We start from the raw sequence: 20,415 nt of genomic DNA on the forward strand, positions 1-20,415 counted from the left end.
TACGGACAGACCAATGGCCCGATAAACGATAGCGTCATCGGGCATTAAGTCAGAGCTGTGTTGCGCTAAAGTAGTGTTCCGGCTTCGCAATACGATCCTGTGCCGCAACGACCTGCAACTCATACTCCTGCATACTCTTCGTGGCGATCATGATTTCATAGACCGCTGCCGTCACATGCTCAAGCGCTTCCTGTAGGGTTGCGCCCTGCAACAGTTTGACTAACAGCAGGCCGCTGGTCACATCGCCGACGCCCACCGGCTGGCGAGTGCCAAAATCCACTAAGGGACGACTGATATGCCACGCTTCATGGCGGGTCACCAGCAGCATTTCAAAGCGATCCGTACTGTAACCTGCGCGCGCCAGATGTTTCACCAGCACGATCTCCGGCCCCATCGCAATCAACTCACGGGCGGCCAGCACGGCTTCTTCAACATTATGTACAGCATGCTCGCAGAGAATTTCCAGCTCAACCAGATTTGGCGCAATGATGTCACTTGCGGGAAGCGCATGACGGACGTGGAATTCCGCCACGCCTGGGGCGACGATACACCCTTTTTCAGGATGCCCCATGACCGGATCGCAGAAATACTTCGCCTGCGGATTCGCTGCCTTAACCTGGCGAACAATCCCCAGAATATGCTCACCCTGCTCTGCTGAGCCAAGATAGCCGCTGAGTACGGCATCGCACTTCTGCAACTGATCAATCTCAGCGATGCCCTGCACAATTTCGGTTAAATGGCTGGGCGGCATGACACAACCTGTCCATTTACCGTATTGGGTGTGATTCGAAAATTGAACGGTGTTGAGTGGCCAGACATTCGCGCCAAGACGACGCATCGGAAATTCTGCTGCACTGTTACCCGCGTGGCCAAAAACGACGTGAGACTGGATGGCGAGGATATTCTTCATTTTTTTACCTGAACATTAAAAATAAGGGAGTGATTTCTCACTCCCTGTTACTTAATGCGTTACTTCCAGCAAATCAGACAGTAGTTCTTTTTGCCACGGCGCAATAAGGTATAGCGACCAAACAAACGATCCGCATCGTTGAAGAAATATTCAGGATCGGACTGTTTTTCGCCGTTGATGGTGACAGCATTCGAGGCAATCGTTTTACGCGCCTGACCACGAGACGGTTGCAGCTCAGAATCCACCAACGCCTGCATCAGATCGGCACCCTTTTCCATCTCAACCATCGGTACGCCATCCTGCGCCAGCTGTTCGAAGTCAGCTTCGCTCAGCGCGCTCAGCGTGCCGTTGAACAGGCTTTCGGTGATGCGTTTTGCGGCCACCAGACCTTCTTCACCATGAACCAGACGCGTCACCTGCTCGGCCAGAACGTACTGAGCACGCGGTGCCTTACCGCTGTTTTTGTCTTCTTCTTCGAGGGCATTGATCTCTTCAATGTCCATAAAGGTGAAGAACTTCAGGAAGCGATATACGTCAGCATCTGCGGTGTTGATCCAGAACTGGTAGAACTTGTACGGGCTGGTTTTCTTCGGATCCAGCCAGACCGCGCCACCTTCGGTTTTACCAAATTTGGTGCCGTCAGCTTTGGTGATCAGCGGAACCGTCAGACCAAAGACCTGATTCTGGTGCAGACGACGCGTCAGATCGATACCGGAAGTGATGTTACCCCACTGGTCAGAACCGCCGATCTGCAGCGCAACACCGTGCAGTTTGTTCAGGCAGGCAAAGTCATAACCCTGCAGCAGGTTATAGGAGAACTCGGTAAAGGAGATGCCCTGATCGTCACGGTTCAGACGCTGCTTAACCGCTTCTTTGTTGATCATCTGATTAACAGAGAAGTGCTTGCCGATGTCACGCAGGAAAGTCAGCACATTCATGCCGCCAAACCAGTCGTAGTTGTTCGCAGCAATAGCAGCGTTGTCGCCACAATCGAAATCGAGGAACGGTGCAACCTGTTTGCGGATTTTATCCACCCACTCCTGAACCGTATCTTCGGTGTTCAGTTTACGCTCAGCGGCTTTGAAGCTCGGGTCGCCAATCAGACCGGTCGCGCCACCTACCAGTGCGACAGGTTTGTGGCCTGCCTGCTGGAAGCGTTTCAGGCATAACAATGGAACGAGATGCCCCAAATGCAAGCTGTCAGCGGTAGGATCGAAGCCGCAATAGAGCGCGATCGGGCCTTGCGCCAGTCGCTCTGCTAACGCTTCCTCGTCCGTCACCTGGGCTACCAGCCCCCGCTCTTGCAATTGTTTAATCAAGTTACTGCTTGCCATCAAAATCTCCATGTATAAAACGACTGCACCTTAGCCGGTACACGACTTTTCGCCTGATGCGAAAGAAACATAGAATAAAGCGCCGGAATCAGGAGTACCAGCGCTTAAAACAAGAAATTTGCATCTTTAAGGAGCAAGCCTGTCGATTTTCCACCCGTTATTTTCGCGTTGGTACAAAAAGCGGTCATGCAGACGGTGTTCGCCACCCTGCCAGAACTCCATTTGCTCAATGCTGACGCGAAATCCGCCCCAGAAGCTGGGCAGCGGCACTTCACCCTGCTGGAATTTCTGCTTGAGTTCAAGGAACTTGCTTTCGAGGATGCCACGCGCGGAGATACGGCTTGATTGTTTCGAAACCCAGGCGCCAATCTGACTGTCACGCGGGCGACTGTGAAAATACTTCACCACCTCAAGCGTGGACAGGCGTTCTGCTTTACCAATCACCATCACCTGACGTTCCAGCATGTGCCACGGGAACAACAGACTGATGCGCGGATTGTTTTCGAGTTGATGCGCTTTACGGCTACCAAGGTTGGTATAAAACACCATCCCTTTATCGTCGTAATGCTTGAGTAACACGATACGTTGATGAGGTTGACCATTTTCATCAACGGTCGCGACAACCATCGCTGTCGGATCGGCAAGTCTGGCTTCGCATGCCTGACCCAGCCAGCGTTCAAAAAGGGGTAATGGTTCGGCGGGAAGATCGTGGCGACGCAGGCCACCTTTGGTGTATTCACGGCGCAAATGCGCGATTTGCTGCAATTCGTCGTTATCAGACATGATGTTCGCTACGGATTGTCAGTGGGTGGCGCTATTGTGCGCCGCCCTGCTGAAAATCTCAACGCTTCGGGTTTTGTAACTGGCAGTTATTTAGCATAATTCTGTCACGTTTGTAGATTGTGGCACCGTCGCCTTTTGACCAGAAGACGTAGATGCCATCCGTGTAGCGTGCGCCTGATGCGGACACACCCTGCTTGAGCGTTTGCAGTTTATTATCGTAGATAAAGCTCACCTCTTGTCGCGTATTATTCAATTTGACGGTGAGTGGTTTTTCATCACACTGGTATTCCAGCGTATCTGTTTGCATACGCTCAACAAATTGATTGTAGACACTACAACCGGTGAGCAGCATGGGCAGACAAACGAGTAAGAGTTTTTTCATAGACGTATCCTGACGACTTTCCTGGTCCCGGAGGGTAAAACACCCTCCTTAACATCCTAAGTGTAACGGTATACGCTCGAAGAAAAATTCAGTTAACTCTGAGATCGTGGATTCGCAGGGAAAATAGCGCCCAGTACGCTCGGTTCTGAGGCCCCCGTCACTGAAGGCAGGTTTCCAGGGAGTCCGGCGAGCGTTCGCCAGGCAAGCCAGGCAAAGGCAAGCGCTTCCATATCATCACCGCTGATCCCGGCATCATCTGTACTGGTCACTTCAGTTCCAGGCAACAATCCTGCCAGACGCGCCATCAGCAACGGGTTACGGCTGCCGCCGCCGCAGACCATTAACCGCTCGCAGCAGCCGCTCAACAAAACTTGCTCTGAGATCGTTACCGCCGTCAGTTCTGCCAGCGTCGCCTGCACATCGCGAGGCTGAAGACCCGGAAATAATGAGAGATGCCGTTCTATCCAGCCGTAGTTGAAATACTCACGCCCGGTACTCTTCGGTGCCGGCAGTGAAAAATACGGGTCGCTCAGCATATTCTGCAACAGTGGGAGGATAACATTGCCCTCGCTCGCCCACTGCGCGTCTTTGTCATAGGGTTTGCCACACTGCCGCCAGATCCACGCATCCATGAGCATATTCCCCGGTCCCGTGTCATAGCCGCGAACCGGCTGTTCGGGGATCAGCAGCGACAAGTTGGCAATTCCCCCAATATTCAGCACCATGCGCCTTTCTGTGGGATGCGCCAGCAGCGCCTGATGAAACGCAGGAACCAACGGTGCGCCCTGACCGCCCAGCGCAATGTCACGACGACGAAAATCACCCACCACCGTTATCCCGGTGCGTGCCACGATCTGGTTGTTATCGCCAATTTGCAAGGTATGCGGCGCAATCCCGCCGGGCTCATGCCACACCGTCTGCCCATGGCAGCCAATGGCAATGACATCCTGAGGCTTCAGATTTTGCTGTACCAGCATCGCGTTGACTGCCTCGGCAAAGAGTTGCCCGAGCTGTGTATCCAACTGACCGAATTGGGAAAGCGTGAGTTGCTGCCCCTGGCAAATATCCAGTATGGCCTGTTTCAGATGAACAGGAATCGGCCAGGTCAGACTCGCCTGTTGCGCCACCATATTTTCGTCTATTGCCGCCAGCACAACATCGACACCGTCAAGACTGGTCCCGGACATAACACCAATAAAACGGCCCGATTTCATATGTTTTCCTTTTTGGCATGGATTTCACTTATCACACTCAACCATAATATACCGGTCAATGCCACGCTTCACTGCCAGATTTTGACCGCGCGTTCAGCGCGATGAGTTTATATTCTGATAAGTCTCGCGAATGGTTCGTTTATACTTGGTTAACCCAATTCTGATTATGATTTTCACAATGTTCCAGTAGAACATGTGACCTTAGGCTCACAAATGCCATATAATTTAACCATGAGGGATGCTTAAGTAGCGTTTCGTGGTGAACAGGAGATTTATAAATGATTAAACGTGTGCTGATCGTTTCAATGATGGGGTTGTCTCTGGCAGGCTGTACGAACACCGATAGCCTTTCCGGGGATGTCTATACCGCATCTGAAGCAAAACAAGTTCAGAATGTCACGTACGGGACTATTGTGAATGCTCGTCCGGTTCAAATTCAGGGTGGTGATGATTCGAATGTCATCGGCGCTATCGGCGGTGCGGTATTGGGTGGTTTCATCGGTAACACCGTCGGCGGCGGTACCGGACGCTCTCTGGCAACCGCGGCGGGCGCAGTAGCCGGTGGCGTTGCAGGTCAGAGTGTACAGGGCGCGATCAACAAAACGCAGGGTGTGGAGCTTGAAATCCGTAAAGATGACGGCAACACCATCATGGTTGTTCAGAAGCAAGGCAGCACCACGTTCTCTGCAGGTCAGCGCGTTGTACTGGCCAGCAACGGCAGCCAGGTTACCGTCTCTCCGCGCTAACCGAAGCGCTGATGCCGCCTGACGTAAGACGAGTATGTGTGGCCTGCCGGGTCACACATACGTCTTTCCGGGTTAATCCTGCGATTGCAACTCGATAATGTTGTGCTCAAGTTTGGCAACCAGCTTGATTAAAATGTCAATTTCCTGCTGAGAAATCCCTTCCAGAATCTCCCCACGGGTCTTATTAATCACAGCTTCCATCTCGGTAATAAGAGGCGTGGCTTTTTCCGTGAGCTTTATACGTTTCGCGCGACGATCGCTTGGACACGTCTGTCGTGAAATTAACCCTTTCTCTTCGAGCTGATCTAACGTACGTACCAGTGAAGGCTGCTCAATGCCAATCGCTTTCGCCAGTTGAATTTGCGACTGCTCCGGCGGCAATTGATGAATGTTGTGCAGCGTTACCCAGTGTGTCTGCGTCAACTCCAGAGGTTTCAGGCGATGGTCAATCAGAGCACGCCAAATGCGCACCAACCGTGCCAGATCAGAACCTAGTGGCGATTCCAATTTCATCTCCTTATAATTAGCTTGCTAAGTTATTATACTGATTTTAGAATAGTGTGCAGTATTTATATTCTCAAAACAAATGTATTGCTAAATTTGCATACAGGTAGACATTTTTTCAGACATTATGCGAGAAAGACGTGCGTTGCCCCGCTCTATACTAACCCTAAAGCCACGCTTTCTAATGCAAAGGAATAGTACTTGTGACATTCATGTTCAACGCAACAGGATTGCCCTTACAAGATCTGGTGTTCGGCGCATCAGTTTATTTTCCTCCCCTGTTCAAAGCGTTCGCGCTGGCATTTGTCATCTGGTTGATGATTCATCGCCTGTTACGCGACTGGATATACTCAGGTGAAATCTGGCATCCCCTGCTGATGGATCTCTCTCTCTTTACACTTTGCGTCTGCCTGAGCCTTATTTTACTGATTGTGTGGTGATTATGTCCCTGAAAACCATTAAATACTTTTCAACTATTGGGGTTGCTGTTATCGCCGTGCTGGCCGGCTGGTGGCTGTGGAATTATTACATGCAGTCGCCGTGGACGCGTGATGGCAAAGTCCGGGCAGAACAAGTGAGCGTGACGCCTCAGGTCTCCGGAAGCATTATTCAACTCAACGTGAAAGATAACCAGTTCGTCAATGCAGGCGATCTTCTGTTTATCATCGACAAGACCCCTTTCCATATCGCAGAACTTAACGCACAGGCACAGTTGGCAAAAGCGCAGTCCGATCTGGCAAAAGCCAATAATGAGGCAAATCGCCGTCGGCATTTATCCCAAAACTATATCTCCGCCGAGGATATGGACACGGCGAATCTGAACGTTAAAGCCATGCAGGCCAGTGTTGAAGTCGCCAGAGCAACCCTGAAACAGGCCCAGTGGCAGCTAACCCAGACGGAAGTCAAAGCCCCGGTCGCGGGGTGGATAACCAATCTTTCGACCCGCACGGGCGATTATGCCACCACCGGCAAGCCCCTGTTTGCGCTTGTCGACAGCCACTCATTTTATGTGATCGGCTATTTTGAGGAAACCAAATTACGCCATATCCGTGAAGGTGCTCCAGCACAAATCACATTGTACAGCGGCAATATAAAGTTACAGGGTCACGTAGCCAGCATTGGCCGGGCCATCTACGACCAAAGTGTGGAAAGCGATTCCGGGCTGGTGCCTGATATCAAGCCCAATGTTCCGTGGGTTCGCCTGGCGCAGCGCGTCCCTGTGCGGATTGAATTTAACGCCTTGCCGCATGACGTCACGCTGGTGTCGGGCACCACATGCAGCGTGGCGATTGCTGGTCAGCGCTAATGAAACGCCTTCATCAGGTGTTGCAAAACGCCCCCTGGTTTAAAGCGACATCCGGGCAATGGCGATATGCCTTACGCAACACCATTGCCATGTGTCTTGCGCTGACGTTTGCCTATTATCTGAACCTGGATGAACCCTACTGGGCGATGACCTCCGCTGCGGTTGTGAGTTTTCCTACGGTAGGCGGCGTTATCAGCAAAAGCCTGGGGCGAATCGCCGGGAGTTTGCTTGGCGCAACCGCTGCCCTGATCCTGGCGGGACATACCCTCAACGAGCCCTGGCTCTTTTTGCTGAGTATGGCCGCCTGGATTGGCTTTTGTACCTGGGCCTGCGCGCACTTCACCAACAACGTGGCCTATGCGTTTCAGTTAGCGGGTTATACGGCGGCAATCATCGCCTTTCCGATGGTTAACATTAGCGAGATCACCCAGTTATGGGATATTGCTCAAGCCCGCGTATGCGAAGTAATTGTGGGCATTCTGTGTGGGGCGATGATGATGATGATCTTGCCCAGCACCTCTGACGGCACCGCACTGCTCACCGCGTTAAAAAACATGCACGCGCGATTGCTGGAGCATGCCAGTCAGCTCTGGCGGCCCGAGACAACTGACGCCATTCGTTCCGCCCACGAAGGTGTGATCGGCCAAATCCTGACGATGAATTTGTTACGCATCCAGGCCTTCTGGAGCCATTATCATTTTCGTCAGCAGAATGCCTTGCTCAATTCACTGCTGCACCAACAGTTGCGCCTGACCAGCGTCATCTCAAGTCTTCGCCGGATGTTACTGAACTGGCCCAACCCTCCGGCGCATCTCCAGGAGGTGATTGAACAACTGCTGGTCACTCTCGCTAAACCGCAGACGGACAGCTACACCGTGGCGCGGATCATTGCCCCATTACGTCCTCTGGACAAGCAAGATTACCGGCACATCGCATTCTGGCAGCGGTTACGTTATTTCTGCCAGGTCTACTTACAGAGTAGCCATCGCTTAAACTTGCTGGAAAATGTCGCGTCGGTTGAGCAGATTAACGTGAAGCGCAGCCCCGGACTTGCGCGCCACACCGACAACGCGGAAGCCATCTGGGGTGGCTTACGTACGTTTTGCACGTTGATGGTGATTGGCGCATGGAGCATTGGCGCACAATGGGAGTCAGGTTCTGGCGCGTTAACGCTGGCGGCCATCAGTTGCGTACTCTATTCTGCCGTTGCGGCCCCGTTCAAATCGCTCTCTCTGCTGATGCGCACGCTTATCCTGTTGTCGCTGTTCAGTTTCGTCGTCAAATTTGGGCTGATGGTACAAATCACCGATCTCTGGCAGTTTCTGTTGTTCCTGTTCCCGCTGCTCGCGACGATGCAGTTACTGAAGTTACAAATGCCAAAGCTGGCGGGGCTTTGGGGGCAGCTCATTGTATTTATGGGGTCGTTTGTCGCCGTCACTAACCCGCCGGTTTATGACCTGGCGGAGTTTTTAAACGACAACACCGCCAAGATAGCCGGGGTGGCCATCTCCTGGCTGGCATTCGCCATTCTACGCCCCGGCTCAGACGCCAGGAAAAGCCGACGTCACATTCGCGCATTACGTCGGGATTTTGTGGATCAGCTCAGCCGTTATCCCTCTCTGAGCGAAAATGAGTTTGAATCCCTGACGTATCATCATGTTAGCCAACTCAGCAACAGCCAGGATGCATTAGCGCGACGTTGGCTATTACGATGGGGTGTGGTGTTGCTGAACTGTTCGCACGTTGTCTGGCAATTACGCGCCTGGGAGGCACGTTCAGACCCACTTTCGCGGGTGAGGGATATTTGCATCTCGTTATTGCATAACGTGATGAGCGAGCGCGGCGTTCAACAACGCCCACTCGCCACCACATTGCAGGAATTGCAGCGTATCTGCGACACGCTCGCGCACCATCATCAGCCCGCAGCACAGGAACTGGCGGCGCTTATCTGGCGACTTCACTGTTCACTTTCGCAGCTTGAACAAGCGCCACCGCAGGGTACGCTGACATTCTGATTATTTAATCACGCCACAGGCATAACGCGCCCCGCCACCGCCCAACGGTTTTGGCTGATCGGACATGTTATCGCCGCCCACATGGATCATCAGCGCCTTGTCTTTAACGTCATCGAGGGATGTGAGTCGCGGGGCAACGACGGGCGCTGTCGCCGTACCGTCGCTATTCACCACCAACAGGGGCAAGTCGCCCATATGGCCTGCGCCACTGGGTCCCTCATGTTTGCCGGTTTTGTGGGGATCGAGATGTCCTCCTGCGGACTCCGCGGCAGAGGCTTTCCCCTCTTTCATCGCGGGCTCGCAGCTACCGTTGGTATGGACGTGAAAACCATGTTCTCCTGCGGGTAACGCTTTAAGATCGGGGGTAAATTGCAGGCCTTTATCGGTTTCGGTGATAGTGACCGTGCCAATCGCTTGCCCGACGCCTTGCGATGTCACCAGATTCATTTCCACTTTTTCACTGTTGGCCTGCGCACCCGCACAAACCAACAGCGTCAACATTGCCAGACTCACACGTTTCATAGGACCTCCGTCAATTTATCTCCCCGTTAAGTGTAAACCAGCGAAATAATCTTGAGCGTAAAGTCCGTATGTTGGTTATGGCACGTCGTAACCGAGAGCGGCTTTGCGGATGCGGAACCATTGCTGGCGCGACATATTCAACGATTCTGCTTCAATTGCTGAACGCACCCGCTCAATTTTCCCGGAACCGATAATAGGCAATGGCTGCGAAGGCAGTCGTAGAATCCACGCATACACCACCTGCTCGATGGATTGCGCATTGAGCTCCTCCGCAATCGTGGCAAGTTCATTACGCAGCGGTTGGTATTCGTCATCATTAAACAGGCGTCCACCGCCGAGGCAGGACCAGGCCATTGGACGAATGCGCAGTTGCTGGAGCTGATCGAGCGTACCGTCCAGCAACAGCGGCTGGTAAACCGGCGAGATTTCCACCTGGTTTGTCGCAAGTGTGAACGGCAGGCGTGACTGCAATAACGTGAACTGTGCTTGCGTGAAGTTTGACACCCCAAAGTGGCTAACCTTTCCACTTTTGTGCAACTGTTTAAACGCTTCTGCGACATCATCGGCGTCCATCAACGGATCGGGGCGATGAATCAACAGCAGGTCAAGATGGTCGGTTGCCAGATTTTTCAGCGACTGTTCCGCGCTGGCAATAATATGGGAGCTATCGGTAATGTAATGACCGAGCGTATTTTCTGCCCGGGCGGTCGTGGCAATACCACACTTGGTGACAATTTGCATGCGTTCACGCAGATGCGGCGCCAGCTTCATGGCCTCGCCAAATGCCGCTTCACACTGGTAGCCACCATAAATATCCGCATGGTCAACCGTGGTAACGCCTAATTCAAGATGCTCTTCAATGAAACTCACCAACTGACGCGCGGACATATTCCAGTCCATCAAACGCCAGTAGCCCATAACGAAGCGGGAAAACTCCGGACCTTGCGGCGCAATCGTGACACGCTGAACCATAACAGCTTCCTCATCAATAGACAGGTTTTGAGTATACGCAATTACGCTTTTAAAAGAGTGAAGGTTGTTGCGGTTCTTCCTGCGGGTCAGGTTTGTTTGCACGCAATCTGCGCATCAGGCGCTGACGGCATAAGCGCAGCACCTCTTGTTTTTCGGCATCGCTCATATTTTGCCAGTTAAAGCGCTCATCACGGTTGCGCAGACATCCACGGCAAAACCCACGATCATCCGACTGACAGATGCCACGACACGGGCTCTGGACGGGAAAAAACTCCAACTGCTCAGCCACATTCCCTCCTTAATTAAGATAGCCCTGCACCACATACTTCATGTTGCGGCGCACCGCCTGAAGGATGATGTCTCTATGACAATTGAAGACGCTAACTGAAATTCTGGCAACTTCTGTTGCATTAGACCGACTGGTCTATTACACTCTTTTCCCATGAACAAACAGACTGAACATGACACACGCGAACATCTTCTGGCAACAGGCGAAAAGCTTTGCATGCAGAAAGGCTTCACCGGAATGGGGTTGAGCGAACTGCTGAAAACCGCCGAAGTGCCCAAGGGTTCGTTTTATCACTATTTTCGCTCAAAAGAAGCGTTTGGCGTCGCGATGCTGGAACGCCACTACGCGGCGTACCATCTGCGTCTGGCGACACTGCTGGAATCCGGTGCGGGAAATTATCGCGACCGGGTTCTGACGTACTACCAGGAAAACCTGAAGCAGTTCTGCCAACAGGGCAGTATTAGCGGGTGCTTAACCGTTAAACTTTCCGCTGAGGTGTGCGATCTTTCGGAAGATATGCGTACCGCGATGGACAAAGGTGCCCGGCACATTACCACGCTGCTGGCGCAAGCCCTGGAAAAAGGACGTGATAGTCACTGTTTGTCGTTTGTCGGTGAACCTCTGCAACAGGCGCAGGTACTTTATGCCCTGTGGTTAGGGGCGAATCTGCAGGCCAAAATTTCTCGTAGTGCAGCACCGCTGGAAAGCGCGCTGGCACACGTAAAAACCATTGTTGCAACGCCTGCCGTTTAACAGGCGTTTTTATTTACCTTATCACTAGTCGACCGGTCTACTCAGGAGTCATTCATTATGTCGTCCGAAAAATTATTTACCCCACTGAAAGTCGGGGCCATTACCGCCGCAAACCGCGTATTTATGGCCCCTCTTACGCGTTTGCGCAGCATTGAACCTGGCGATATTCCGACACCGTTAATGGCCGAGTATTATCGTCAACGCGCAAGTTCTGGGCTTATCATCTCCGAAGCAACCCAGATTTCGGCCCAGGCGAAAGGTTACGCTGGCGCACCTGGGCTGCACAGCCCGGAACAGATTGCCGCATGGAAAAAAATCACTGCCGGCGTTCACGCGGAACAGGGGCATATTGCCGTTCAACTTTGGCACACCGGGCGTATTTCTCACAACAGCCTGCAGCCAAATGGCCAGGCGCCAGTATCGGCGTCAGCGATCAGCGCAAATACCCGTACTTCTCTGCGCGATGAAAATGGTCATGCGACCCGCGTAGATACCTCAATGCCGCGCGCGCTGGAAACCGAAGAAATTCCAGGTATCGTGAACGATTTCCGTCAGGCGATTGCGAATGCGCGTGAAGCCGGGTTTGATCTGGTGGAGCTGCATTCGGCCCACGGTTATCTGTTACATCAGTTCCTTTCTCCGACCTCAAACCACCGTACCGATCAATATGGCGGTAGCGTAGAAAACCGTGCGCGTCTGGTGCTGGAAGTGGTGGATGCCGGTATTCAGGAATGGGGCGCAGAGCGCATTGGTATTCGCGTGTCGCCGATAGGTTCTTTCCAGAATGTGGATAACGGCCCGAACGAAGAAGCCGACGCGCTGTATCTGATTGAACAACTGGGTAAACGCGGTATTGCTTATCTGCATATGTCCGAACCGGACTGGGCGGGCGGTCAGCCGTATAGCGAAGAATTCCGTCGCAAAGTGCGTGAGCTCTTCCATGGCCCGATTATCGGCGCTGGCGCATACACTCCGGAAAAAGCCGAGGATCTGATCGCAAAAGGGTTGATTGATGCTGTGGCATTTGGTCGTGCGTATATCGCCAACCCGGACCTGGTTGCGCGTTTGCAACATAAAGCCGAACTCAACCCGCAACGCGCAGAAAGCTTCTATGGCGGTGGCGCGGAAGGTTATACCGACTACCCTACCCTGTAATTTCGCATTGCGTAATCCTGCATTGATAGCGGCGTAAAAACGCCGCTATACTAAAACAACATTTTGAATGTATTGACCATTTTAAAGGGGAATAACAATGCGTTTACTTCATACCATGCTGCGCGTCGGCGATCTGCAACGCTCCATCGATTTTTACACCAAAGTGCTGGGCATGAAGCTGCTGCGCACCAGCGAAAACACCGAGTACAAATACTCTCTGGCATTCGTCGGTTACGGTGAAGAACGTGATGAAGCGGTGATTGAGCTGACCTATAACTGGGGCGTCGATAAATACGAACTGGGCACTGCTTACGGTCATATCGCCCTGAGCGTGGATAACGCCGCCGAAGCCTGCGAGCGCATTCGTCAGAATGGCGGCAACGTCACCCGTGAAGCTGGCCCGGTTAAAGGCGGCACCACGGTGATTGCGTTTGTTGAAGATCCGGACGGTTACAAAATCGAACTGATCGAAGAGAAAGATGCCGGTCGCGGTCTGGGCAACTAATGCCTGCCGGGCGCAGATCCTCTGCGCCCTTTTTTCGTTTTTTCAGCGTTGTCGTTATTGGTAGGATATTTCATAAACAACCGACGCCGAGACTTTGCCGCCGACAATCGTGTCGTCGGACGTTCTGTAATATCTGACTGACATCGGAATTTCATAATGGCCATCACTCGCATCACCCACCGTAAAGGATTCGTTCAGATGAACCGTTTGCGGCGTTTGTCCCCCGTCTTTGACTGACAAGATCTGAATACCCACATTTTCCGCTAGTCCGTCCCCTTTATCGCTATACAGCACGCCATTTTCAGCGTCACCGCCATTAGGATCGGTCAACGTCATATTGACGGTAGTGGTACCGGTGCAAGTGAGATTAATAGCAAAATCCACATTATCACCGACGTCACCTTTATGCGTAAGTTTGTTGGCGTTAATGCGCGCTAAATTGACGAAGGCCGGTGTATCCGCATCAATATCGCAACCGCCGACCTTAACTGAAATAATGAAGGCTTTATTAGAAAGAATCGAACACGAATCATGCGTATTGGTTGTCCGGGAGGACGATAAACACACTCTTGCCAACGTCACTCCGCCTTCAATAATGTAATTTCCCGGAACCAGTGGACCTGTCATGACATAATATAGTTTATATTTTACCCCCAAAGATCCATACGATATTGCATGGTCATCTGCCCAAAGCGGCGCGGTAGGATTTTGTTGAAGTCCCTGATAAGGTTTGTTGGGATCGCCGATAGCCAGCGCAAAGCCAAATCCAACCGTATTATAGACTTCATAGACGGGTAGATTTCCTTCCGGCGACGAATATGTAGCAACCGCCGGTTTGCCAGCTTCCGCCCAGGTAGATGACCCACTTCCTACTGCACATTCCCGTTCTGTAAAATCAAATGCTACCGCAGAGTCATCCGCGTATGGCCCGCCAATCAGTGTTCCAACCGGATAGGCTGAGGCATCGTCAGTATTGATTGAGATATTATTGGTATCTACAGAAATATCATCGGAACGAACACATAAAAAATTATAGCTGGCCCAGGCCTCTTCGGAGATCACGCACAGCAATAATGCAATAACAGACATTATTACTATTCGCAGTGAGTAGTTCCATGTTCTGTTTAGAATTAAAATAATCGCTGTCATATATTCCTGTTATCCATTGTGTGCCGGTCGTTTATCTGCAACTTTCCACAAACGGCTTCAGCGCCGTTTTCTTTGTTTTTTCAGATTCTGGCGCAAGCGCATAATTGACACGACACTGTTCATTTTCATCATCCCCCCATTTAATATGCAAGCTGCCTTTATCATTCGGCACACGGGCATATATCAGGCTCCCTTGTGAAACCACCCCAACGCTGATACCGTTTTCATCAAAAACATCCGCGCCAAACGGTAGTGTGTTTCCGCCAAAATTCGCCTGAATTAATACCGGCCTCCCCTGACGGGCATCAAACTTCGCTTTCACCACCGCACCATAGCGAGGAACAATTTTTTGCGAGGTGTTTTCCAGTTCCGCGTTTTCAGATATCCCTTTTGGATCAATAACGACATCATTTAATTGATAAGGATTGGTTGACGGAAACAGGGCGTAGCCAAAACGGTCAATGGTCACACCGGGATATGAGGGTATCGCCGCCCCTTCAGCCCCTTTCGCCTCCACCAGGGTAAACGTATCACCCGTGTAGGGTGAGAATGTAATGCCGCCAGAATGCGCGACTAACGAACCGGACATCCCCAACGATGCGCTATGGTAATCGCGACCTTTACTGTACGTTGCGGAAAGTGAAGCGACACCACCTTTATAGGTCCCGGCAACGTTACCGCTTGTCCCTGCATAGTCGTCATGACTGCCGCTAACCGAATAAGTATACTGGTTCTGTTCACCGAGACTGCCCGAAATAATCGCCTGTTCTGAGGCCGTGCCAGATGAATCCTGGTTATAGCTCATACTGAGTTGCGGCACAGACGTCCCCATATCGTGGCTTTCCCACAATGGAATCGAGAAATTCAGAAAATAACTGGTCTGGGATGTGCCCCATTCGTCCTGACTACGACTGATATTCAGACTGTAATTCAACCATTTATAACTATTGGAATAACCGATCTGGTATTGCCGCTCTACAGATCCTTTATTCCAATAGTTCTCCATACTGGCACTGATATATAACTGGCCCCATCCTTCCTTGAGCCCCTGGCTCAGATTAAGCGTAAAGCGGTTTTTCTGTCGCTGAATCTGAGAATCATTATTACCGTGATGCAAATCATCCAGCGTTTCCATCGCCGTGAGGTAATCCATATATCCACTGCTGGAGAAACGGTACGCGGCCAGTGTGATATTACTGTTCGTTTCATTAATCAGCTTACTGTAGCTTATCTGAAAACTTTGACCGGACATATCGCCACGATCGGGCAGATGCGCTTTGGACTGGGTGACGTCAAACGCGATTGCGCCAATGGGAAAACCTAAGGCAGCGCCCATTTTTACCGCCTGATAATCCTTGTTTGCCTGAACGCCCCCATACCCTGTCAGAATGTTCGTGAAGCCCTGTTGCCAGGTCGCCTCCGTAAAGACAGGATCGTCCGATACGCTGTCGCTGCGCAGTTTTCCCGCACTGAGGCTGTAACGCGTACTTCCGGGGCGCAATAATTGCGACACCGAAGAATAAGGAATAGTAAAGTTCTGCTGCGAGCCATCGGCCTCCTGAATGCTCACATCCAGGTTGCCGCCATAACCGGTCGGATAGAGATCGCTAATCACAAACGCACCGGGCGAAACGGTGGTTTCATAAATCGTCTGACCGCTCTGTTTAACCGTGACCTTCGCATTCGTTTTCGCCACGCCGCGTATTTCGGGCGCATACCCGCGCTGCGATTGTGGCAACATGCGCTCATCACTGGCCACCTGCGCCCCGCTGATGGGCAATGTATCAAACAGTTGTCCGCTGGTATTGAGTTGCCCGGCAGCCAGACGCCCCCAGATAGCAGGAATATCCCGCTGAACATAGGTATTCAGGACAGTGTAGTGCCCGCCTTGATCCTGCATCCAGTTCCAGGAGCCATTATGACGAAGATACCATGCGCCAATATTCAGACCGCTGTTGATCGAGGTGTAGAATGACTTCGACTCATAATTGCTGTTTTTTGATTCGTAGGCATTCATATTGTATCCCAGCATCAGGGCGGGGATCCCGCTGTCCCACATTGACGGGGGGACAGAACCGCGCGGAAGTTTATTGATATAGACTTGCGGGATAGAGAGACTTAATTGCTGAGCTTCACTGTCAAATTCCTGCGTTGCCTCCGGGATGATATCCTGTATACGCGTACAGTTCTTACTGTCGGTCAGTACATCCCATTGCGTGAATTTAATCTGTTCTTTTTTAAAACGGATCAATTCAAAAACATTATTCGGAATACACGCATCAACGGCATTGTTCGCCCCGGCCCGGAACTCGATGTTCGAAATCGTTAATTGCTCAGTGTTCAGCAAGACAATAACTTTATAGATACCCGGTAATACACTCGCGCCATTTGAAAATCGCTTCAGGTCGATAATTTTCGCGCCTGAACGGTTAACAAAAGCATCATTAAACTCATAATTCCCTGCAACGTCCATCGAGGTGGCGTCAGTTGTTGCTCCGGCAACAGCATATTGCAATGGGAGCACAATGTTAACGCAACACAGTACTTTGAATAAGCGCATAATAAGATCACCGGAGGAAGAATTATTTTTTGACTTTAAACTTACTCAATCCACCAAAATCATTGATTGACGCATATTCGATCGAATCTACGCTACTTAACTGATTCACACCGTTGAAATGAAAATCGCTGGTTCCACCCGGTGAAATCATCTGTCCTTGGGCAACCACTTTCTTTCCACCTGATGTATACGTCACCTCACTCAGCGTGACATAGTAAGGTGTCGGGTTAGTTGCTGTAATACCGCTACCGTTAATACTCCAGCGTAGTAAATTGGGCGCGTCATTGGCGCTGCCTTTTAGTGAATCGGGACGATAGAAAAGCTTGATACGTGTTTTGAAGGCAATATTAATCTGGCTTGCGTCAATGGAGTCTTTCGACTTTGTCGGGATAGCTAATACATTAAGATAAAATACAGACTCTTTATCCTGCGGCAGAGTGTTTTCCGCAAGCAAACTGATCCTCAGCGTCTGTCCTTTGCCCGCATTCACCCGGTTAATGGGCGGTGTTAAGACAAAGACCGATGCTATTTTATCAGGCGTCTCGTTTTTGACACCATTATCGATCCAGCTTTGCGCCAGAACCGGCAGGCTTCCTGTATTTTTCATTCGTACAGTCACTTCACTCTCGCCGGCAGGATAAATAATGCGAGTCCCCTCTAACACCAGGCCTGCAAATGAAAGAGTGCTGAAACCAAACAGTGTCATCATTAATGACATCTGACATAATATTTTTAACCGTTTCATTAAATCATTCCAGAAATAACCATTTGTTAACAACACTCTGTGTAACTTATTTACTGATACGACAGTTCATAGGTGGCATTAGCGGTAACTTTACCGACGGCTGGCGCGGCATCATTACTGTAATATTGCACGATATAGGAAAGTGAACCGTTCCCACTGGCATCGATGGTAAATTTCGACCCACCGCTCTGATCCGCATTTAAATCAATCGCAGTATTGGATTTAGCCACATCCACCAACTGCAGACTTACTTTCGTCGGATTCGCTTCTTCGTTTTTCAGGTTGCCATTGGTATCCGGCGTCCCATTCTGCACGCCAAACTGAACACCTATACCTGTCGCGCTCGCCGTACAACCCGTAACGGAAATAGCGAAAGGTGTAGGTTTTGCTGTCGTACCAACCACCGCGATGGTTTCTGTAGACACTTTATCCAGAGTCACCGTGCCATTGGCACCACCGGCATCAACTTGGGTATCGCAGGTTGAGGCAACGACTTCTCCGGCGAATTTAATGGTTCCTTTATCTGTTGCCGCATTCGCGGTATTGATACCGGACAAACTTACTATCGCACAGGCAGACATCACCATGTATAACTTACGCAATTTCATTTATCTCTCCAACGTATAACAAGAGTGTTTATTGAGTATCATTCATCCCTAAAACTTAACACTCACTCAGCCAGTGTTATCTGTAAGGATTTTTATGTTATTTATCGCCATTATATTTTATATTTCCGACAACTCGCATTTCCGCGCAATTTTAGCCATCATATGCAAAAGAATGACTTTAGCGTCAGTACAATAGCCATAACAACATAATAATATTATATATCAATAATAAGCCGTCGGTAATCAATGTTCAGTCCAGTTTTGGACAGTTCACAACGCGGACACTTTAATTAAACACAAAGTTAACCAGAGATAATATCAGGTATTAGTTCACATAATAAGCAAGTGAAATTAAATAACCCCCTTCCACCTTTCAATTAAATTGATTGCACGATCGCTTAATCCCACAACACTGAATAATGCGGATACAAAACAGGAATACAAAATATATTTTTGTACATTTGATGAGTATGGTCACCAGCACCCTATTCCGCGCACACCCACGCTTTGCTCGGCGAGGTCATATTTTTTTGATTTTATGAACAGGCGTTCCTGCCATCTTAAGGAGAAGAAAATGCCCATAAGCAGCCTGGCAGGACATCAACCTGCTCTACGGGATGTCGATATCCTGGGACGCAATACCCGATGTCCCTTTTCCCTCTACCATTCCCGTCAGCAACAAAATTTGGCATAATGCGCGCTGCAATTTTTCTGTATTAAGAGACCCTGATGTCCGATAACGCTCAACTTTCCGGTCTGTGTGACCGTTTTCGTGGTTTTTATCCTGTCGTGATAGATGTCGAAACGGCTGGATTTAACGCCAAAACCGATGCGCTGCTTGAGATCGCCGCCATCACATTGAAAATGGATGAACAAGGCTGGTTGATGCCGGACACGACGCTGCATTTCCATGTCGAACCGTTTGAAGGGGCAAACTTACAGCCTGAGGCGCTCGCCTTTAACGGTATCGATCCGTCGAATCCACTGCGCGGTGCCGTGAGCGAGTACGACGCGTTGCACGCGATCTTCAAAATGGTGCGCAAAGGCATCAAAGACAGCGGTTGCAACCGGGCCATTATGGTTGCCCACAACGCCACCTTCGACCACAGCTTTATGATGGCAGCGGCGGAACGCGCATCGTTGAAGCGTAACCCGTTCCATCCCTTCGTGACCTTCGATACTGCAGCACTCAGCGGTCTGTCGCTGGGGCAAACCGTGTTGTCAAAAGCCTGTCTGGCAGCAGGTATGGAGTTTGATGGCACCCAGGCGCACTCCGCCCTCTATGACACCGAACGCACCGCTACCCTGTTTTGCGAAATCGTGAACCGCTGGAAACGCCTTGGCGGATGGCCACTACCGCAGCCGGAAGACGCTTAATCGTTTTTATCAGGCGAGCGAGCCCATAAAAAAAGCGACCAGAGAATGGTCGCTTTTTTTTATTTCCGCTGATTACTCAGCATCAGGTTCTTCGGTTTTGTATTTTGCCGCAGTTTCTTTAATCAGTTGCTGCAACTCACCGCGCTGATACATTTCGATCAAAATATCACAGCCGCCAACCAGTTCGCCATCAACCCACAGTTGCGGGAAGGTTGGCCAGTTTGCATATTTCGGTAATTCCGCGCGAATATCCGGGTTTTGCAGGATATCAACATAGGCAAAACGCTCGCCACAGGCAGACAACGCCTGGACAGCCTGTGCGGAGAAACCGCAGCTAGGCAGTTTTGGAGAACCTTTCATGTACAGGAGAATCGGGTTTTCAGCGATCTGGCGCTGGATTTTTTCGATAGTGGTGCTCATTGTCTTGCTTCCTTTAACTTCTTTTACGGCAGTAGTCTGACATTGTAGCGGGTCAGACTGGCAACGGAAAATAACATTTTCATTACGCTTTACTATTTTATCCCCTGGCGCGATAAGTTGCATTCTCTATATTCCTTATCCTGCGGAACAACACGCCCTGGACTCT

The 20,415-nt window shown here is 50.7% G+C and carries 21 protein-coding genes and 1 pseudogene; 8 read left to right on the forward strand and 14 right to left on the reverse strand.

From position 1 onward, the window contains the following. Nucleotides 1-49: 49 nt before the first annotated feature. The 5 genes from pdxY to anmK all read right to left on the reverse strand — a co-directional run bounded on the left by pdxY (nucleotide 50) and on the right by anmK (nucleotide 4,623). A complete protein-coding gene (gene pdxY, locus JM656_RS11675) occupies nucleotides 50-910 on the reverse strand; it encodes a pyridoxal kinase PdxY (RefSeq protein WP_203357938.1) in 861 nt (286 codons plus the stop codon). Between the two features lie 59 nt (nucleotides 911-969). Continuing rightward, nucleotides 970-2,244 (reverse strand): tyrosine--tRNA ligase, encoded by a 1,275-nt coding sequence (gene tyrS, locus JM656_RS11680; RefSeq protein WP_203357939.1) that lies wholly within the window; start codon nucleotides 2,242-2,244, stop codon nucleotides 970-972. 126 nt (nucleotides 2,245-2,370) lie between these two features. After that, nucleotides 2,371-3,027, reverse strand: a complete 657-nt coding sequence (pdxH, locus tag JM656_RS11685) for a pyridoxamine 5'-phosphate oxidase (RefSeq protein ID WP_203357940.1) — start codon at nucleotides 3,025-3,027, stop codon at nucleotides 2,371-2,373. A 58-nt stretch (nucleotides 3,028-3,085) separates the two neighbouring features. After that, nucleotides 3,086-3,409, reverse strand: a complete 324-nt coding sequence (mliC, locus tag JM656_RS11690; RefSeq protein ID WP_203357941.1) for a C-type lysozyme inhibitor — start codon at nucleotides 3,407-3,409, stop codon at nucleotides 3,086-3,088. Between the two features lie 92 nt (nucleotides 3,410-3,501). Beyond that, complete coding sequence (anmK, locus tag JM656_RS11695; protein ID WP_203357942.1) at nucleotides 3,502-4,623, reverse strand: anhydro-N-acetylmuramic acid kinase; 1,122 nt, start codon at nucleotides 4,621-4,623, stop codon at nucleotides 3,502-3,504. Nucleotides 4,624-4,901: 278 nt separating this feature from the next. On the opposite strand from anmK, the gene slyB reads away from it, so the two are divergent. Continuing rightward, on the forward strand, nucleotides 4,902-5,369 hold the full coding sequence (gene slyB / locus JM656_RS11700; RefSeq protein WP_162380421.1) for an outer membrane lipoprotein SlyB: 468 nt from the start codon (nucleotides 4,902-4,904) through the stop codon (nucleotides 5,367-5,369). A 72-nt stretch (nucleotides 5,370-5,441) separates the two neighbouring features. Here the strand turns inward: slyB and slyA are convergent, their stop codons facing one another. Further along, on the reverse strand, nucleotides 5,442-5,882 hold the full coding sequence (slyA, locus tag JM656_RS11705) for a transcriptional regulator SlyA (RefSeq protein WP_192612106.1): 441 nt from the start codon (nucleotides 5,880-5,882) through the stop codon (nucleotides 5,442-5,444). A 194-nt stretch (nucleotides 5,883-6,076) separates the two neighbouring features. Between slyA and JM656_RS11710 the strand changes: the two genes are divergently transcribed. The 3 genes and pseudogenes from JM656_RS11710 to JM656_RS11720 all read left to right on the forward strand — a co-directional run bounded on the left by JM656_RS11710 (nucleotide 6,077) and on the right by JM656_RS11720 (nucleotide 9,219). After that, nucleotides 6,077-6,313: a DUF1656 domain-containing protein gene (locus tag JM656_RS11710; RefSeq protein WP_203357943.1), complete on the forward strand. Its 237-nt coding sequence runs from the start codon at nucleotides 6,077-6,079 to the stop codon at nucleotides 6,311-6,313. A 2-nt stretch (nucleotides 6,314-6,315) separates the two neighbouring features. Continuing rightward, on the forward strand, nucleotides 6,316-7,179 hold the full coding sequence (locus JM656_RS11715) for an HlyD family secretion protein (RefSeq protein ID WP_203357944.1): 864 nt from the start codon (nucleotides 6,316-6,318) through the stop codon (nucleotides 7,177-7,179). Then, nucleotides 7,179-9,219: pseudogene (locus JM656_RS11720) on the forward strand (FUSC family protein). The gene JM656_RS11715 and the pseudogene JM656_RS11720 overlap by 1 nt, the downstream one beginning before the upstream one ends. Here JM656_RS11720 and sodC read toward each other — a convergent pair. The 3 genes from sodC to JM656_RS11735 all read right to left on the reverse strand — a co-directional run bounded on the left by sodC (nucleotide 9,195) and on the right by JM656_RS11735 (nucleotide 10,977). Further along, nucleotides 9,195-9,716 carry a superoxide dismutase [Cu-Zn] SodC gene (gene sodC, locus JM656_RS11725; RefSeq protein ID WP_203357946.1) on the reverse strand — a complete coding sequence of 174 codons (522 nt, stop codon included), beginning with the start codon at nucleotides 9,714-9,716 and terminating at the stop codon, nucleotides 9,195-9,197. The pseudogene JM656_RS11720 and the gene sodC sit on opposite strands and share 25 nt — an antisense overlap. Before the next feature lie 75 nt (nucleotides 9,717-9,791). Then, the gene (locus tag JM656_RS11730; protein WP_203357947.1) at nucleotides 9,792-10,688 is read right to left on the reverse strand and encodes an aldo/keto reductase family oxidoreductase; all 897 of its coding nucleotides are present in this window, start codon (nucleotides 10,686-10,688) and stop codon (nucleotides 9,792-9,794) included. Between the two features lie 49 nt (nucleotides 10,689-10,737). Continuing rightward, nucleotides 10,738-10,977, reverse strand: coding sequence for a DUF1289 domain-containing protein (locus tag JM656_RS11735; protein WP_203357948.1), 240 nt, complete (start codon nucleotides 10,975-10,977; stop codon nucleotides 10,738-10,740). Between the two features lie 153 nt (nucleotides 10,978-11,130). Here JM656_RS11735 and JM656_RS11740 point away from each other — a divergent pair, with 153 nt between their 5' ends. The 3 genes from JM656_RS11740 to gloA all read left to right on the forward strand — a co-directional run bounded on the left by JM656_RS11740 (nucleotide 11,131) and on the right by gloA (nucleotide 13,390). Then, nucleotides 11,131-11,730 carry a TetR/AcrR family transcriptional regulator gene (locus JM656_RS11740; protein ID WP_203357949.1) on the forward strand — a complete coding sequence of 200 codons (600 nt, stop codon included), beginning with the start codon at nucleotides 11,131-11,133 and terminating at the stop codon, nucleotides 11,728-11,730. Nucleotides 11,731-11,787: 57 nt separating this feature from the next. Continuing rightward, nucleotides 11,788-12,885, forward strand: coding sequence for an alkene reductase (locus JM656_RS11745; RefSeq protein ID WP_203357950.1), 1,098 nt, complete (start codon nucleotides 11,788-11,790; stop codon nucleotides 12,883-12,885). 97 nt (nucleotides 12,886-12,982) lie between these two features. Beyond that, a complete protein-coding gene (gene gloA / locus JM656_RS11750; protein WP_162380431.1) occupies nucleotides 12,983-13,390 on the forward strand; it encodes a lactoylglutathione lyase in 408 nt (135 codons plus the stop codon). 54 nt (nucleotides 13,391-13,444) lie between these two features. On the opposite strand, the gene JM656_RS11755 is transcribed toward gloA, so the two are convergent. The 4 genes from JM656_RS11755 to JM656_RS11770 are packed head-to-tail and all read right to left on the reverse strand — an operon-like array spanning nucleotide 13,445 to nucleotide 18,452. Next, nucleotides 13,445-14,539 (reverse strand): fimbrial protein, encoded by a 1,095-nt coding sequence (locus JM656_RS11755; protein WP_203357951.1) that lies wholly within the window; start codon nucleotides 14,537-14,539, stop codon nucleotides 13,445-13,447. Nucleotides 14,540-14,570: 31 nt separating this feature from the next. Then, nucleotides 14,571-17,099 carry a fimbria/pilus outer membrane usher protein gene (locus JM656_RS11760; RefSeq protein ID WP_203357952.1) on the reverse strand — a complete coding sequence of 843 codons (2,529 nt, stop codon included), beginning with the start codon at nucleotides 17,097-17,099 and terminating at the stop codon, nucleotides 14,571-14,573. 22 nt (nucleotides 17,100-17,121) lie between these two features. Next, nucleotides 17,122-17,844 carry a molecular chaperone gene (locus JM656_RS11765; protein WP_203357953.1) on the reverse strand — a complete coding sequence of 241 codons (723 nt, stop codon included), beginning with the start codon at nucleotides 17,842-17,844 and terminating at the stop codon, nucleotides 17,122-17,124. A 50-nt stretch (nucleotides 17,845-17,894) separates the two neighbouring features. After that, a complete protein-coding gene (locus JM656_RS11770; RefSeq protein WP_203357954.1) occupies nucleotides 17,895-18,452 on the reverse strand; it encodes a fimbrial protein in 558 nt (185 codons plus the stop codon). Nucleotides 18,453-19,181: 729 nt separating this feature from the next. Here JM656_RS11770 and rnt point away from each other — a divergent pair. Then, nucleotides 19,182-19,829, forward strand: a complete 648-nt coding sequence (gene rnt, locus JM656_RS11775; protein WP_203357955.1) for a ribonuclease T — start codon at nucleotides 19,182-19,184, stop codon at nucleotides 19,827-19,829. Between the two features lie 72 nt (nucleotides 19,830-19,901). On the opposite strand, the gene grxD is transcribed toward rnt, so the two are convergent. Continuing rightward, nucleotides 19,902-20,249, reverse strand: coding sequence for a monothiol glutaredoxin 4 (gene grxD, locus JM656_RS11780; protein WP_003832760.1), 348 nt, complete (start codon nucleotides 20,247-20,249; stop codon nucleotides 19,902-19,904). Nucleotides 20,250-20,415: the final 166 nt, after the last annotated feature.

This window comes from Citrobacter sp. R56 (assembly GCF_016811995.1).
Lineage (GTDB): Bacteria > Pseudomonadota > Gammaproteobacteria > Enterobacterales > Enterobacteriaceae > Citrobacter_D > Citrobacter_D enshiensis.

Excerpts from the sequence above, each read along its gene's own strand:
- rnt (WP_203357955.1), top strand. The coding sequence starts at position 19,182 with ATGTCCGATAACGCTCAACTTTCCGGTCTGTGTGACCGTTTTCGTGGT.
- gloA (WP_162380431.1), top strand. The coding sequence starts at position 12,983 with ATGCGTTTACTTCATACCATGCTGCGCGTCGGCGATCTGCAACGCTCC.
- JM656_RS11760 (WP_203357952.1), bottom strand. The coding sequence starts at position 17,099 with ATGCGCTTATTCAAAGTACTGTGTTGCGTTAACATTGTGCTCCCATTG.
- JM656_RS11730 (WP_203357947.1), bottom strand. The coding sequence starts at position 10,688 with ATGGTTCAGCGTGTCACGATTGCGCCGCAAGGTCCGGAGTTTTCCCGC.
- pdxH (WP_203357940.1), bottom strand. The coding sequence starts at position 3,027 with ATGTCTGATAACGACGAATTGCAGCAAATCGCGCATTTGCGCCGTGAA.
- JM656_RS11755 (WP_203357951.1), bottom strand. The coding sequence starts at position 14,539 with ATGACAGCGATTATTTTAATTCTAAACAGAACATGGAACTACTCACTG.
- anmK (WP_203357942.1), bottom strand. The coding sequence starts at position 4,623 with ATGAAATCGGGCCGTTTTATTGGTGTTATGTCCGGGACCAGTCTTGAC.
- sodC (WP_203357946.1), bottom strand. The coding sequence starts at position 9,716 with ATGAAACGTGTGAGTCTGGCAATGTTGACGCTGTTGGTTTGTGCGGGT.
- slyA (WP_192612106.1), bottom strand. The coding sequence starts at position 5,882 with ATGAAATTGGAATCGCCACTAGGTTCTGATCTGGCACGGTTGGTGCGC.
- tyrS (WP_203357939.1), bottom strand. The coding sequence starts at position 2,244 with ATGGCAAGCAGTAACTTGATTAAACAATTGCAAGAGCGGGGGCTGGTA.
- mliC (WP_203357941.1), bottom strand. The coding sequence starts at position 3,409 with ATGAAAAAACTCTTACTCGTTTGTCTGCCCATGCTGCTCACCGGTTGT.
- JM656_RS11745 (WP_203357950.1), top strand. The coding sequence starts at position 11,788 with ATGTCGTCCGAAAAATTATTTACCCCACTGAAAGTCGGGGCCATTACC.
- JM656_RS11765 (WP_203357953.1), bottom strand. The coding sequence starts at position 17,844 with ATGAAACGGTTAAAAATATTATGTCAGATGTCATTAATGATGACACTG.
- JM656_RS11770 (WP_203357954.1), bottom strand. The coding sequence starts at position 18,452 with ATGAAATTGCGTAAGTTATACATGGTGATGTCTGCCTGTGCGATAGTA.
- slyB (WP_162380421.1), top strand. The coding sequence starts at position 4,902 with ATGATTAAACGTGTGCTGATCGTTTCAATGATGGGGTTGTCTCTGGCA.
- pdxY (WP_203357938.1), bottom strand. The coding sequence starts at position 910 with ATGAAGAATATCCTCGCCATCCAGTCTCACGTCGTTTTTGGCCACGCG.
- grxD (WP_003832760.1), bottom strand. The coding sequence starts at position 20,249 with ATGAGCACCACTATCGAAAAAATCCAGCGCCAGATCGCTGAAAACCCG.
- JM656_RS11740 (WP_203357949.1), top strand. The coding sequence starts at position 11,131 with ATGAACAAACAGACTGAACATGACACACGCGAACATCTTCTGGCAACA.
- JM656_RS11715 (WP_203357944.1), top strand. The coding sequence starts at position 6,316 with ATGTCCCTGAAAACCATTAAATACTTTTCAACTATTGGGGTTGCTGTT.